This window comes from Mycobacterium sp. NGS57 (genome assembly GCF_059812405.1).
Genome location: NZ_JCALCP010000013.1, coordinates 37,625 through 53,096, shown reverse-complemented (window position 1 = coordinate 53,096; position 15,472 = coordinate 37,625). Strand labels below are relative to the sequence as shown.

At 69.2% G+C, this 15,472-nt stretch carries 8 protein-coding genes; 6 read left to right on the top strand and 2 right to left on the bottom strand.

Translation table 11 applies throughout. The features are described 5' to 3' along the window. The first annotated feature begins 169 nt into the window (after window positions 1-169). The 6 genes from ag85A to AC5Y43_RS21985 all read left to right on the top strand — a co-directional run bounded on the left by ag85A (window position 170) and on the right by AC5Y43_RS21985 (window position 12,747). Window positions 170-1,210: a diacylglycerol acyltransferase/mycolyltransferase Ag85A gene (gene ag85A / locus AC5Y43_RS22010; protein WP_499975995.1), complete on the top strand. Its 1,041-nt coding sequence runs from the start codon at window positions 170-172 to the stop codon at window positions 1,208-1,210. Between the two features lie 358 nt (window positions 1,211-1,568). Next, the gene (locus tag AC5Y43_RS22005) at window positions 1,569-2,480 is read left to right on the top strand and encodes an esterase family protein (RefSeq protein ID WP_499976078.1); all 912 of its coding nucleotides are present in this window, start codon (window positions 1,569-1,571) and stop codon (window positions 2,478-2,480) included. 123 nt (window positions 2,481-2,603) lie between these two features. Continuing rightward, window positions 2,604-3,614: a carboxylesterase Culp6 gene (gene culp6 / locus AC5Y43_RS22000; protein ID WP_499975994.1), complete on the top strand. Its 1,011-nt coding sequence runs from the start codon at window positions 2,604-2,606 to the stop codon at window positions 3,612-3,614. A gap of 275 nt (window positions 3,615-3,889) precedes the next feature. Beyond that, entirely contained in the window at window positions 3,890-5,788 is a 1,899-nt protein-coding gene (gene fadD32 / locus AC5Y43_RS21995; protein WP_499975993.1) for a long-chain-fatty-acid--AMP ligase FadD32, read from the top strand. Window positions 5,789-5,798: 10 nt separating this feature from the next. Then, window positions 5,799-11,165, top strand: coding sequence for a polyketide synthase Pks13 (pks13, locus tag AC5Y43_RS21990; protein ID WP_499975991.1), 5,367 nt, complete (start codon window positions 5,799-5,801; stop codon window positions 11,163-11,165). A 16-nt stretch (window positions 11,166-11,181) separates the two neighbouring features. Beyond that, a complete protein-coding gene (locus AC5Y43_RS21985) occupies window positions 11,182-12,747 on the top strand; it encodes an acyl-CoA carboxylase subunit beta (RefSeq protein ID WP_499975990.1) in 1,566 nt (521 codons plus the stop codon). A gap of 20 nt (window positions 12,748-12,767) precedes the next feature. Here AC5Y43_RS21985 and AC5Y43_RS21980 read toward each other — a convergent pair whose 3' ends face one another. After that, window positions 12,768-13,634 (bottom strand): cyclopropane mycolic acid synthase family methyltransferase, encoded by an 867-nt coding sequence (locus tag AC5Y43_RS21980; RefSeq protein ID WP_499975988.1) that lies wholly within the window; start codon window positions 13,632-13,634, stop codon window positions 12,768-12,770. A 37-nt stretch (window positions 13,635-13,671) separates the two neighbouring features. After that, entirely contained in the window at window positions 13,672-15,438 is a 1,767-nt protein-coding gene (locus tag AC5Y43_RS21975; RefSeq protein ID WP_499975987.1) for an acyl-CoA dehydrogenase family protein, read from the bottom strand. Window positions 15,439-15,472 lie beyond the last annotated feature (34 nt).

Here is a 15,472-nt window from a genome sequence, read left to right as displayed (position 1 = left end):
GATGTGGTTGACTACACGGGCACTGCTGCGCTGAGCGCGGTGACGATGCGGGCCGACGAGGGCCCGAGGAGGAACCGGGCGATCAGGACGCGTATGCAGTCCGAACCAATTCGAGGTTGCGCCGAATCGGTTGAGTGCGCCGTAAGGCCGGAAGGATGAGGAAGCAAGAATGACGCTTGTCGACAGGTTTCGGGGCGCCGCGGCTGGGATGCCGCGCCGGCTCATGGTGGGTGCCGTTGGTGCGGCCCTGCTATCGGGTCTGATTGGCGCCGTGGGGGGCTCGGCGACCGCTGGGGCGTTCTCGCGCCCAGGTCTGCCGGTGGAGTACCTGCAGGTTCCCTCGGCCGCCATGGGCCGCAACATCAAGATTCAGTTCCAGAGTGGCGGCGCGGACTCGCCGGCGCTGTACCTGCTCGACGGGATGCGCGCGCAGGACGACTACAACGGCTGGGACATCAACACCCCCGCGTTCGAGTGGTACAACCAGTCGGGCATCTCGGTCGTCATGCCGGTCGGTGGGCAGTCCAGCTTCTACTCCGACTGGTACAAGCCCGCCTGCGGCAAGGCCGGCTGCACCACGTACAAGTGGGAGACCTTCCTGACCAGCGAACTGCCGGCGTACCTGCAGAGCAATAAGCAGGTCAAGCCGACCGGCAGCGCCGCCGTCGGCCTGTCGATGGCGGGCTCGTCGGCGCTGATCCTGGCCGCCTACCACCCGAACCAGTTCGTCTACGCCGGCTCGCTGTCGGCGCTGCTGGACCCGTCGCAGGGCATGGGCCCGTCGCTGATCGGCCTGGCCATGGGTGACGCCGGTGGCTACAAGGCCGCCGACATGTGGGGCCCCAAGGAGGACCCGGCGTGGCAGCGCAACGACCCGTCGCTGCAGGTCGGCAAGCTGGTCGCGAACAACACCCGCATCTGGATCTACTGCGGCAACGGCAAGCCGTCGGACCTGGGTGGCGACAACCTGCCGGCGAAGTTCCTCGAGGGCTTCGTGCGGACTTCCAACCTGAAGTTCCAGGAGGCGTACAACGGCGCCGGCGGCCACAACGCGATCTTCAACTTCGACGCCAATGGCACCCACGACTGGCCGTACTGGGGTTCCCAGCTCAACGCCATGAAGGGCGACCTGCAGTCGACGCTGGGCGCGACGCCGGGCGCCGGCCCGGCCACCGCCGCGGCCGCGGGCAACCAGGGGCAGGGCACCTAAGAGAGAGCACCGAGCAACGCGACTGGCGGCGGAATCCTTCGGGGTCTCCGCCGCCAGTTGTTTTTGGCCGGGAGCCAACGCAACAGTCCCGCCATCGGCTGTGAATCCTCGGCTTCGATTGTGCAGCGTGGGCGCAAACCGGGCTGAAAGCCCCGCCCAGGGTTCACGCCGAAAGGCCAGGATTCACACTCAACGCCGTGGCCGGAAAAGCCGGCGCTGCGCCCCGCCGCCGGACCCCTCGGCCCGGCCAGTCGTTTGGGCCGGGTGTGACGTGTTTCACTACCCCGCGGTCGGGGGAACTTGGCCGCTGGCTAATGTGCTTTCAGCGACTAGACGATGGAGGGTGGACATGACGGTCGTGCGGGGTATGTCAGCGCTTCTTCGATTGTTCTGGGTGGCCGTGCTGGCGGTCGGACTGGCGGTCGCCGCGCCCGCCTCGCCTTTATTGGGGCCGTTCGGCACGGCGCGGGCGGCGGGCTACGAGAGCCTGATGGTGCCGTCGGCGGCGATGGGCCGCGACATCCCGGTGGCCTTCCTGGGCGGCGGTCCGCACGCCGTTTACCTGTTGGATGCCTTCAACGCGGCCCCGGACGTGAGCAACTGGGTGACCGCCGGCAACGCGATGAACACGCTGGGCGGCAAGGGGATCTCGGTGGTGGCGCCCGCCGGCGGCGCGTTCAGCATGTACACCAACTGGGAGCAGGACGGCAGCAAGCAGTGGGACACGTTCCTGTCCAGCGAGCTGCCCGACTGGCTGGCCGCCAACAAAGGCCTCGCGCCCGGGGGCCATGCCGCCGTCGGCGCGTCCCAGGGTGGCTACGCCGCGATGGCGCTGGCGGCCTTCCACCCGGACCGTTTCGGCTTCGCCGGCTCGCTGTCCGGGTTCCTCTACCCGTCGGACACCACGACCAACGGCGCGATCCTGGCCGGGCTGCAGCAGTTCGGCGGCGTGGACGGCAACGGCATGTGGGGGGCGCCGCAGCTGGGCCGGTGGAAATGGCACGACCCCTACGTGCACGTCGCGCTGCTGGCGCAGAACAACACTCGCGTGTGGGTCTACAGCCCCACCAACATGGGCGGCGACGACGCCGCGATGATCGGCCAGGCCGGCCAGGCGATGGGCAACAGCCGAATGTTCTACCAGCAGTACCGCTCCGTCGGCGGGCACAACGGACACTTCGACTTCCCCGGCGGCGGCGACAACGGCTGGGGCTCGTGGTCGGGCCAGCTGGGGGCCATGTCCGGCGACATCGTCGGGGCCATCCGGTAGTCGTCGGCACGGGATAGGCCGGCTGAAAACGCCGGTACCGTGTAGGGGGTCGCGGCAGCGGGCGGGACGGACGTCCGCGGCGTTGATCGAGCCGCGACCTACCGACCCTGCTAGCGGGAGAACATGACGACGAGCGCGCGGCGGAAACGCCACCGGATCCTGGCCTGGATTGCCGCCCTGGCGGTGGCCGCTGTCGTGTTGCTGGTCGTGGTGGCGGTGGTGTTGCTGCTGCGCGGCCCCGACACCCCGCCCAGCGCGGTGCCGCCCGGGATTCTGCCGCCGTCGTCGACGACCAGCCGTCCGCACAAGCCGCGGCCGGCGTTCCAGGACGCGTCGTGCCCGGACGTGCAGCTGATCAACGTGCCCGGCACGTGGGAGTCGTCGGTGCAGGACGACCCGCTCAACCCGATGCAATTTCCAAATGCGCTGCTGCACAACGCGACCGCGGAGATCGCGCAGCAGTTCCCGGCGTCGCGGGTGCAGACGTTCACGGTGCCGTACACGGCGCAGTTCCACAATCCGCTCAGCGGCGACCCGCAGATGTCCTACAACGACAGCCGGGCCGAAGGCACCCGCGCGACCGTCAAGGCGATGGCCGACATGAACGACAAGTGCCCGTTGACCAGCTACGTGCTGCTGGGCTTCTCCCAGGGCGCGGTGATCGCCGGCGACATCGCCAGCGACATCGGCAACGGGCGCGGCCCCGTCGACGACGACCTGGTCCTCGGTGTGACGTTGATCGCTGACGGCCGCCGCCAGGAGGGGGTGGGCAACGACGTCGGGCCCAACCCGCCGGGACAGGGCGCCGAGATCACCCTGCACGAGGTGCCGGTGCTGTCCGGGCTCGGCCTGACCATGACCGGCGAGCGGCCGGGCGGGTTCGGGGCGCTGAACGGCAAGACCAACGAAATCTGCGCCCCCGGCGACCTGATCTGCTCCGCGCCGAACGAGGCCTTCAGCGTCGCCAACCTGCCTGCCACGCTGAACACCCTGGCCGGCGGCGCCGGCCAACCCGTCCACGCGCTGTATGCCACGACGCAGTTCTGGAACCTGGACGGGGCGCCGGCGACCGATTGGACGCTGAATTGGGCGCGCGGTCTGATCCAAAACGCGCCGCACCCCAAACATGGATAGGGCTCGGCCGGATGCGAATGGGCGGGGGCGGACACAGTGGACACAGCCGTTACCTACCTGCTTGCCAAGCGTGATCGGCGGTACCTTGTGATTTGGCCTGCCGCGAGGCGACCCTTAACATTAAGAGAAAACTAAGAGCAATCGAGAACGTCGTCGCGTCCCCGATAAGGGCCCAAGCCAGCACGGACCGGCGCCCCGAGCGTGTCCCCGCTGGCTCGTGTATAGAGGACCCGTCGGCGTAGCCGGCATCAATAGGTTGTGACAGGAGAGGCGGCATGGCGTACCACAACCCGTTCATCGTGAATGGAAGAATCAGGTTCCCGGACAACACGAACCTGGTTCGTCACGTTGAGAAGTGGGCGAAGGTTCGCGGCGACAGGCTGGCGTATCGGTTCATCGACTTCTCCACCGAGCGCGACGGGGTGGCCCGCGACATCGTCTGGCGCGACTTCAGCGCCCGCAACCGTGCGGTGGGCGCCCGCCTGCAGCAGGTCACCCAGCCGGGCGACCGCATCGCCATCCTGTGCCCGCAGAACCTGCACTACCTGATCGCCTTCTTCGGCGCCCTGTACGCCGGCCGGATCGCGGTGCCCCTGTTCGACCCCAGCGAGCCCGGCCACGTCGGCCGCCTGCACGCCGTGCTCGACGACTGCTCCCCCTCGACGATCCTGACCACCACCGAGGCCGCCGAAGGTGTCCGCAAGTTCATCCGCGCCCGGGCGGCCAAAGAACGCCCCCGCGTCATCGCCGTCGACGCGGTGCCCGACGAGGTCGCCGCCACCTGGCAGGAGCCCGAGGCGGACGAGAACACGATCGCCTACCTGCAGTACACGTCGGGCTCCACCCGGACCCCGACCGGCGTGCAGATCACGCACCTCAACCTGCCCACCAACGTGCTGCAGGTGCTGGTCGGGCTGGAGGGCAAGGAGGGCGACCGCGGCCTGAGCTGGCTGCCGTTCTTCCACGACATGGGCCTGATCACGGCGCTGCTGTCGCCGGTGCTCGGCCACAACTTCACGTTCATGACCCCGGCCGCGTTCGTGCGCCGGCCCGGCCGTTGGATCCGGGAAATGGCGCGCAAGCCCGACGACGCCCCGGATTGCGAGGTTTTCACCGTGGCGCCGAACTTCGCCTTCGAACATGCCGCGGTGCGCGGCGTGCCCAAGGAGGGGGAGCCGCCGCTGGACCTCAGCAACGTCAAGGGGATCCTCAACGGCAGCGAGCCGGTCTCCCCGGCGTCGATGCGCAAGTTCTACGAGGCGTTCGCGCCCTACGGCCTGCGCGAGACGGCGATCAAGCCGTCCTACGGGCTGGCCGAGGCGACGCTGTTCGTTTCGACCACCCCGATGGACGAGGCGCCGACCGTCATCCACGTCGACCGCGACGAACTGAACAACCAGCGTTTCGTCGAGGTTCCCGCCGACGCGCCCAACGCCGTCGCGCAGGTTTCCGCGGGCGTCATCGGCGTCGACGAGTGGGCGGTCATCGTCGATCCCGACACGGCCAGCGAGCTGCCCGACGGACACATCGGCGAGATCTGGTTGCACGGCAAGAACCTGGGCGTCGGCTACTGGGGTAAGGAAGCCGAGACCACCGAGACCTTCAAGAACATCCTCAAGTCGCGGATCAGCCAGTCGCACGCCGAGGGCGCGGCCGACGATGGCCAGTGGGTGCGCACAGGTGACTACGGCACCTACTTCAACGACCACCTCTATATAGCGGGCCGGATCAAGGACCTGGTCATCATCGACGGCCGCAACCACTACCCGCAGGACCTGGAGTACTCGGCGCAGGAGGCCAGCCGGGCACTGCGGACCGGCTACGTCGCCGCCTTCTCGGTACCGGCCAACCAGCTGCCGCAGGTGGTGTTCGACAACCCGCACGCCGGCATCAAGTACGACGCCGAGGACACCTCCGAGCAGCTGGTGATCGTCGCCGAGCGCGCCGCCGGCACGCACAAGCTCGACTACCAACCCATCGCCGACGACATCCGGGCCGCCATCGCGGTGCGTCACGGGGTGACCGTGCGCGACCTGCTGCTGGTGCAGGCCGGCACGATTCCGCGCACCTCCAGCGGCAAAATCGGGCGCCGCGCGTGCCGCGCCGCCTACCTCGACGGAAGCCTTCGCAGCGGCGTCGGCTCCCCGACCGCCTTCGCCAGCTCAACGGACTGAACACGACACCATGACTGACATCGAACCTGAAACCACTGCCGAAACCGCTCCCGCCGCGAACGTGCCCGCCAAGAAGGCCGAGCTAACCGTCCCCGAGATGCGCCAGTGGCTGCGCGAGTACGTGGCCAAGGCCACCGGGCAGTCACCGGACTCGATCGACGAGTCGGTGCCGATGGTCGAGCTGGGCCTGTCGTCGCGCGACGCCGTGTCGATGGCCGCCGACATCGAGGACATGACCGGCGTCACGCTGTCGGTCGCGGTGGCGTTCCAGCACCCGACCATCGAGTCGCTGGCGACCCGGATCATCGAGGGCGAGCCCGAGGTGGACACCTCCGGCGACGACGTCACCGACTGGTCGCGCAAGGGACCCGCCGAGCGCGTCGACATCGCGATCGTCGGTTTGTCGACGCGACTGCCCGGCGACATGAACAGCCCCGACGAAATGTGGCAGGCACTGCTGGAGGGCCGCGACGCCATCACCGACCTGCCCGAGGGGCGCTGGGAGGAGTTCCTCGAAGAGCCGCGGCTGGCCGAGCGCGTCGCGAAGGCCCGCACCCGCGGCGGCTACCTGAAGGACATCAAGGGCTTCGACTCCGAGTTCTTCGCGATCGCCAAGACCGAGGCCGACAACATCGACCCGCAGCAGCGGATGGCGCTGGAGCTGACGTGGGAGGCGCTCGAGCACGCGCGCATCCCGGCGTCGAGCCTGCGGGGCGAGGCCGTCGGCGTCTACGTCGGCTTCACCAACAACGACTACCAATTCCTGGCCATCTCCGACCCGACCGTCGCGCACCCCTACGCCATCACCGGGAACTCCCACGCGATCATCGCCAACCGGGTGTCCTATTTCTACGACTTCCGCGGGCCCTCGGTCGCCGTCGACACCGCCTGCTCGAGTTCGTTGGTGGCGACCCATCAAGCCGTGCAGGCGCTGCGCAACGGCGAGTGCGACGTCGCGGTGGCCGGCGGCGTCAACGCGCTGATCACCCCCGCGGTGACGCTCGGGTTCGACGAGATCGGCGCGGTGCTGGCCCCCGACGGCCGGATCAAGTCGTTCTCGTCGGACGCCGACGGCTACACCCGCTCGGAGGGTGCCGGCATGCTGGTGCTCAAGCGGGTCGACGACGCCCGCCGCGACGGCGACCAGATCCTGGCCGTGATCGCGGGTACCGCGATCAACCACGACGGCCGGTCCAACGGCCTGATCGCGCCCAACCAGGACGCGCAGGCCGACGTCCTGCGCCGGGCCTACAAGGACGCCGGCATCGATCCGCGCACCGTCGACTACGTCGAGGCGCACGGCACCGGCACCGTCCTGGGCGACCCGATCGAGGCCGAGGCGCTGGGCCGGGTCGTCGGCCGTGGGCGCCCGGCCGACCGTCCGGCGCTGCTGGGCGCGGTGAAAACCAATGTCGGGCACCTGGAGTCGGCCGCCGGCGTGGCCAGCCTGGCCAAGGTGACGCTGGCGCTGCAGCACGACAAGCTGCCGCCGTCCATCAACTTCGCCGGCCCCAGCCCGTACATCGACTGGGACGCGATGCACCTGAAGTTCGTCGACCAGGCAACCGACTGGCCCCGCTACGGTGGCTACGCGCTCGCCGGGGTGTCGAGCTTCGGCTTCGGCGGCGCCAACGCGCACGTGGTGCTGCGCGAGGTCCTGCCGCGCGACGTCATCGAGAAAGAGCCCGAGCCGGCTCCCGAAGCGCCCGCCGAGGCCACCGCCCCGGCCGTGGGGGCACCTCCCGCTGGCGGGGGAGCGCCCACGTTCGACGCCCACTCGTTGCGGTTCGACGACTTCGGCAACATCATCACCGACGAGCCGGGGCCCGAGGAAGAAGAGTCCGACCTGCCGGGCCCGACCGACGAGGCGCTGCGGCTCAAAGAGGCCGCGCTGGAAGAGCTTGCGGCGCAAGAACTTCCAGCACCCGTGGTCCCCATCGCGGTGTCGGGGTTCTTGACGTCGCGCAAGAAGGCCGCGGCCGCCGAGCTCGCGGACTGGATGGAAACCCCCGAGGGCCAGGCGTCGTCGCTGGAGGCGATCGGCCGGTCGCTGTCGCGGCGCAACCACGGGCGCTCGCGCGCGGTGGTGCTGGCCCACGACCACGACGAGGCCGTCAAGGGCCTGCGCGCCGTCGCCGAGGGCAAGCAGCGGCCCAACGTGTTCAGCACCGACGGGCCGGTGACCAACGGGCCGGTGTGGGTGCTGGCCGGGTTCGGCGCGCAGCACCGCAAGATGGGCAAGAGCCTGTATTTGCGCGACGCGGTGTTCGCCGAGTGGATCGAGAAGGTCGACGGGCTGGTCCAGGACGAGCTGGGCTACTCGGTGCTCGAGCTGATCCTCGACGACTCGCAGGACTACGGCATCGAGACCACCCAGGTCACCATCTTCGCGATCCAGATCGCGCTGGGTGAGCTGCTCAAGCACCACGGCGCCAAGCCCGCGGCGGTGGTCGGGCAGTCGCTGGGCGAGGCCGCGTCGGCGTACTTCGCCGGCGGCCTGTCGCTGCGCGACGCCACCCGGGCCATCTGCTCGCGCTCGCACCTCATGGGCGAGGGCGAGGCGATGCTGTTCGGCGAGTACATCCGGCTGATGGCGCTGGTGGAGTACTCCGCCGAGGAGATCAAGACGGTGTTCTCCGACTTTCCTGATCTTGAGGTGTGCGTCTACGCCGCGCCCACCCAGACCGTCATCGGCGGCCCGCCCGAGCAGGTGGACGCGATCATCGCCCGCGCCGAGTCCGAGGGCAAGTTCGCCCGCAAGTTCCAGACCAAGGGCGCCAGCCACACGTCGCAGATGGACCCGCTGCTCGGCGAGCTCGCCGCGGAACTGCAGGGCATCAAGCCGCTGAGCCCGACCGCCGGGATCTACTCGACGGTGCACGAGGGCAGCTACGTCAAGCCCGGCGGCGAGCCCATCCACGACGTCGACTACTGGAAGAAGGGCCTGCGGCATTCCGTGTACTTCACCCACGGGATCCGCAACGCCGTCGACAGCGGGCACACCACCTTCCTGGAGCTGGCGCCCAACCCGGTCGCGCTGATGCAGGTGGGCCTGACGACGGCGTCGGCCGGGCTGCATGATGCACAGCTGATCCCGACGCTGGCCCGCAAGCAGGACGAGGTCGAGTCGATGGTCTCGACCATGGCGCAGCTCTACGTCTACGGCCACGACCTGGACGTGCGGACGCTGTTCAGCCGCGCTCAGGGGCCCGCCGATTACGCGAACATCCCGCCGACCCGGTTCAAGCGCAAGGAGCACTGGCTGGACGTGCACCTGTCCACCGGCAGCGGCGCGGTGATCATGCCGGGCAACCACGTCGCGCTGCCGGACGGCCGGCACGTCTGGGAGTACGCGCCCCGCGGCCTCACCGACCTGTCGGCGTTGGTGAAAACGGCTGCGGCCGAAGTGCTTCCGGACGCGCAGCTGGCCGCGGCCGAGCAGCGCGCGAACCCGGGCGAGGGCTCGCGGCTGGTGACGACCCTGACGCGGCATCCCGGCGGCGCGTCGGTTCAGGTGCATGCCCGCATCGACGAGTCCTTCACGCTGGTGTACGACGCGCTGGTGACCCGGGGCGGCGCGGCGTCGGTGCTGCCCGCCTTCAACACCCAAGTCGGCGCCGGCACCGCGGTCGCGGCCCCGGCGGACGGCGTCGCGGCGGACGCGACCGAGGCGCCGGCCGAGGACGGCGGCGGCACGCTGTCGGACAGCCTCACCAACCGCTACATGCCGACGGGTTTCACCAAGTGGACGCCGGACTCGGGGGAGACCATCGCCGAGCGGCTCGGCGCCATCGTCGGCGCGGCCATGGGCTACGAGCCCGAGGACCTGCCGTGGGAGGTGCCGCTGATCGAGCTGGGCCTGGACTCGCTGATGGCGGTGCGGATCAAGAACCGCGTCGAATACGACTTCGACCTTCCGCCGATCCAGCTGACGGCCGTGCGCGACGCCAACCTCTACGCCGTCGAGAAACTGATCGAGTACGCGGTCGAGCACCGCGACGAGGTCGAGCAGCTGCACGAGCACCAGAAGACGCAGACGGCCGAGGAGATCGCGCGGGCGCAGGCCGAGTTGCTCAGCGGCGCGTCGCCGGCCTCGGTGGCGGCGCCGGCGCCCGACCCGCAGGCGGAGCCGCAGACGCAAGCACCGCCGGCGTCCGACGTTGCCGTCCCACCGCCGCCGACGGACCCGTCGGGCCCCGCCGCGGGCAACGGCGCCAAGCCGAATCTCGCCGGGGCCGCCGAAGCCCTGAACTCCGAGGCGGTCGCCAAGGCGCTCAACTCCGACGTGCCCCCGCGCGACGCCGCCGAGCGGGTCACGTTCGCCACGTGGGCGATCGTGACGGGCAAGTCCCCGGGCGGCATCTTCAACCCGCTGCCCAAGCTCGACGCCGCCGCCGCCGCCAAGATGGCGCAACGGCTCTCGGAGCGCGCCGAAGGCCCCATCTCCGCCGAGGACGTGCTGACGTCGGAGAACATCGAGGCGCTGGCCGAGAAGGTGCGGGGCTACCTGGAGGCCGGCGTGATCGACGGCTTCGTCCGCACCCTGCGGGCCCGCCCGGAGGGCAGCACGAAGACACCGGTGTTCGTGTTCCACCCGGCCGGCGGTTCCACCGTGGTCTACGAGCCGCTGCTCAACCGGCTGCCGTCGGACACCCCGATGTACGGCCTCGAGCGCGTCGAGGGCACGATCGAAGAGCGTGCGGCGCAATACGTTCCGAAGCTGATCGAGATGCAGGGCGACGGGCCCTACATCCTGGCCGGCTGGTCGCTGGGCGGTGTGCTGGCCTACGCCTGCGCGATCGGGCTCAAGCAGCTGGGCAAGGACGTCGCGTGGGTCGGCCTGATCGACGCGGTGCGCGCGGGCGAGGAGGTCCCGCAGACCAAGGAGGAGGTCCGCAAGCGCTGGGACCGCTACGCCCGGTTCGCCGAGAAGACGTTCAACGTGACCATCCCGGAGATCCCCTACGAGCAGCTCGAGGAGCTCGACGACGAGGGCCAGATCCGGTTCGTGCTGGAGGCGGTCAGCCAGAGCGGGGTGCAGATCCCGGCCGGCATCATCGAGCACCAGCGCACGTCGTACCTGGACAACAGGGCGATCGACACCGCCCGGATCCAGCCCTACGACGGGCACGTCACGCTCTACATGGCCGATCGCTACCATGACGACGCGATCATGTTCGAGCCGCGTTACGCCGTGCGCAAGCCGGACGGCGGCTGGGGCGAGTACGTGTCCGACCTCGAGGTCGTCGCGATCGGTGGCGAGCACATCCAGGCCATCGACGAGCCGATCATCGCCAAGGTCGGCGCGCACATGACCCAGGCGCTCAACGGGATCGAGGCACGGCGACAGCCGGACAACTCACAACAAGTTAGGTAGGCCTGTAGTGACGGAGATGGCGCCAGCTCCCATTCAGCACACCACCGCCGAAAAACTGGCCGAGCTGCACGCCCGCCTCGAGCTGGCCCAGGAGCCTGGCGGCGAGAAGGCCGCCGCCAAGCGCGACAAGAAGGGCATCCCCAGCGCCCGCGCCCGCGTCCACGCGCTCGTCGACCCGGGCACCTTCTTCGAGGTCGGGGCGCTGGCCAAGACGCCGAACGACCCGAACGCGCTCTACGGGGACGGCTGCGTCACCGGGCACGCCATGATCGACGGCCGGCCGGTCGGGGTGTTCTCCCACGACCAGACGGTGTTCCAGGGCACCGTCGGCGAGATGTTCGGCCGCAAGGTCGCGCGGCTGATGGAGTGGTGCGCGATGGTCGGCTGCCCGATCATCGGCATCCAGGACTCGGGCGGCGCCCGGATCCAGGACGCGGTCACCTCGCTGGCGTGGTACGCCGAGCTCGGGCGCCGGCACGAGGCGCTGTCCGGACTGGTGCCGCAGATCTCGCTGATCTTCGGCAAATGCGCTGGGGGCGCGGTGTATTCGCCGATCCAGGACGATCTGCTGGTCTCGGTGCGCGACCAGGGCTACTTCTTCGTCACCGGCCCCGACGTGATTCGGGAGGTCACCGGCGAGGAGGTCACCCTCGACGAGCTCGGCGGCTCGGATGCCCAGTCCCGCTACGGCAACATTCACCAGGTGGTCGACTCGGAGGCCGCGGCGTTCCAGTACGTCCGCGACTACCTGTCGTTCCTGCCGTCCAACTGCTTCGACAAGCCCCCGATCGTCAACCCGGGGCTGGAGCCCGAGATCACGCCGACCGACCTGGAGCTCGACGCCATCGTGCCCGACTCCGACAACGCGGCCTACGACATGCACGAGATCCTGCTGCGCATCTTCGACGACGGCGACTTCCTCGACGTCGCCGCGCAGCACGGCCCCGCCATCATCACCGGATACGCGCGCGTCGACGGCCACCCGGTCGGCGTCATCGCCAACCAGCCCATGCACATGTCGGGGGCCATCGACAACGAGGCCTCCGACAAGGCGGCGCGGTTCATCCGGTTCTGCGACGCGTTCAACATCCCGCTGGTCTTCGTGGTGGACACCCCCGGGTTCCTGCCGGGCGCCGAGGAGGAGAAGCGGGGCATCATCAAGCGCGGCGGCCGGTTCCTCTACGCCGTCGTGGAGGCCGACGTGCCGAAGGTGACGATCACGATCCGCAAGTCCTACGGCGGCGCATACGCGGTGATGGGGTCGCGGCAGCTGACCGCCGACTTCAACTTCGCCTGGCCCACCGCGCGCATCGCGGTGATCGGCGCCGAGGGCGCCGCCCAGCTGCTGATGAAGCGGTTCCCGGACCCGACCACGCCCGAGGCGCAGCAGATCAAGAAGGACTTCATCGAGGGTTACAACCTCAACATGGCGATCCCGTGGACGGCCGCCGAACGCGGCTTCATCGACGCGGTCATCGACCCGCACGAGACGCGGCTGCTGCTGCGCAAGTCGATGCACCTGCTGCGCGACAAGCAGTTGTGGTTCCGCGTCGCGCGCAAGCACGGCCTCATCCCGGTCTAGGCCGCCGAACGCGCCGAGCGTTACTTGCGCAGGGTGAACTGGTTGAGGTCGATGTAGCCCTTGCGGAACAGGTTCGCGCAGCCGGTCAGGTACTTCATGTACATCTCGTAGACCTCTTCGGACTGCAACGCGATGGCCTCGGTTTTGTGCGCCTCGAGCCCCGCGGCCCAGACGTCCAGGGTCTTGGCGTAATGCCGCTGCAGCGATTGGCGACGCTTGAGCCTGAAGCCGGCCTTCGCCGAGAATGTCTGGACCATCTCGATGGTCGGCAGGAAGCCGCCGGGAAAGATTTCGGTTTTCATGAAGTCGCTGAATTCGACAATCGCCGGAGTGAGCGGCAGGCCGGACTCGATGATCTCTTTCTCCGACAGGACGGTGATCGTGTGCAACAGCATCGTGCCGCCGCTCGGCAACAGCTCGTAAGTCCGTGCGAAGAAGGGGTCGTAGCGGTCGTAGCCGACATGCTCGAACGCGCCGATCGCAAGGATCCGGTCCACCGGGTCGTGAAACCGCTCCCAGCCCTCGAGTAACACCCGCTTGGCCCGCGGGCTGTCCGACGCGGCGAACAGCTGCTCGACGTGGGCGACCTGGTTCTTGGACAGCGTCAGGGCGACGACGTTGACGTCGTATTTCTCGATGGCGCGCATCGTGGCAGCGCCCCAGCCGCAGCCAAGGTCCAGCATTGTCATGCCCGGCTGCAAGCCCAATTTGCTCAGCGAGAGGTCGATTTTGGCGATCTGCGCCTGTTCCAGAGTCATGTCGTCGCCGCCCAGCCAGTAGGCGCACGTATACATCTGGGTGCGGTCGAGGAACAGGCGGAAGAAGTCGTCGGAGAGGTCGTAGTGCGACTGCACGTCCTCGAAATGCGGCGTCAGCTCGTCAGTCATCCTTACCTTTCGCGGGGGTCGTGTACCACTCTAAGGCTCAGAGCGCCAGCGCCCCGTCGACCAACTCGTCGAAGCGCTCCAGCGCCTCGTCGGAGTCGGCGTCGATACCGCGCAGCGGACCGCGATCGGCGAGGTAGCGCTGCGCATACAGCCGGGCCACCAGCGCCTTGCGGTCCCCCCCGCGCGTTTCGCGCTCCCAGGCGGCCTGCTCGATGAGCAGCGCGCCCGCGTAGACGTCACCCATGAACTGGGCCAGGGGGAATAGCCGCGCCTCGGCGATGTCCTTGTGCGGGCCCCCGTCGAGTTTGCTCCACGCGGTGATCGCCGCGTCGAGGTCCTCGACGCGACCGGCGACCAGGCCGGTGGTCTCGTCATCGTCGGACACCGAGACGGCATCGCGCAGCCGCGCCAGCAGCGCCTCGTGCGCGCGGGCCCGCTCGATGCCGCGCCGCACGTCCAGGCACAGGATGTTGTCCGGGCCCTCCCAGATGGTGTTGACCTGGGCGTCGCGCAAAAGCCTTGCCACCGGCCAGTTTTCGATGTAGCCGTTGCCGCCGTGGATCTCGATCGCGTCGGAGGCCGCCGTGATGCCGAGCCGGCACACCCTGAGCTTGGTGACGGGCACCGCGATGCGTTGGCGCACGCCGCGGGGTTGGCGATGGTTGGGCGCGCCGGTCCCGTCGAATACGAGTGCTTGCGCCGCCTCGACGTCGACGATCAGCTCGGCGAGCTTGCGCCGCATCAGCGGCTTGTCGATGAGCGCACCGCCGAACGCCCGGCGCTGCCGGGCGTAGCACAGCGCTTCGACCAGCGCGCGGCGGGCGTTGGCCAGACCGAACAACGCGATGCCCAGGCGCGCGGCGTTGGTGAGTTCCATCATGCGGCCGAGGCCCTTGCCGTCCGACGGGCCGGCGTCGGACGTGCCGGGCTCACCCGAGAGCAAAAACGCCTCGGCGTCAACGAATTCCACCTCGCCGGAGGCCACCGAGCGGGTGCCGAGCTTGTCCTTCAGGCGGCGCACCCGCACCCCGTTGCGCGACCCGTCGCGGCGGGTGCGCAGCACCAGGAAGTTGGCGACGCCGCGCGTGGAGTCCGGCGCGCCTTCGGGTTTGGCCAGCACGACGAACGCCTCGCCGGCGCAGTTGGAGGCAAACCACTTGACGCCGTTCAGAAGCCACGAATCACCGCTGCGGGTGGCCGTCGCCTCCAGCGCGCCCAAATCGGAGCCACCGGTGCGTTCGGTGAGCAGCTGCGCCGTCTCGCCCGCCCACTCACCGGAGGCGAACTTGGCGAGCACGTGCTCACGAACGTCGGGCGGCGCGTAGGCGGCAACCAGTGACTGGACCATGCCGCCGCCGGTTCCGAGCGCGCAGCCCATCCCGATGTCGGCCTGGTTGAGCAGATAGTTCGACGCGAACAGGCCCAGGCCCGAGCTCACCTTGGCCGCGCGCGCGTCGTCGCGCAGGGCCTGCTGGGCGTCCAGCACCGCGCGCTTGGACTGCGTGAACGACGCCGGCATGACGACCCGGCTGACGTCGTGGCCCCACTTGTCGTAGCGCTCGAGCCGGGGCGGGTCGCGGTCGGTCTCCTCGGCCCATCGCGCGACCGGGCCGCCCATCAGCTCGCCCATGCTGGCCAGGTGGGGCTCGACCACCGCCAGCTCGTCGGGGCGCAGGTAGTAGGACATGGTGAACTGCAGGGTGGGGTCCGTGCGGTACCAGTTGAGGCCCACCGCGCCGCGGTACCTGTCCGTCTCGTAGCGCTGCGCCTTTTCCGGCGTGGAGAACGGAGAAAACGGGCTCATACGGCGACGGTATTACAGCCGAAACACCAAGCGG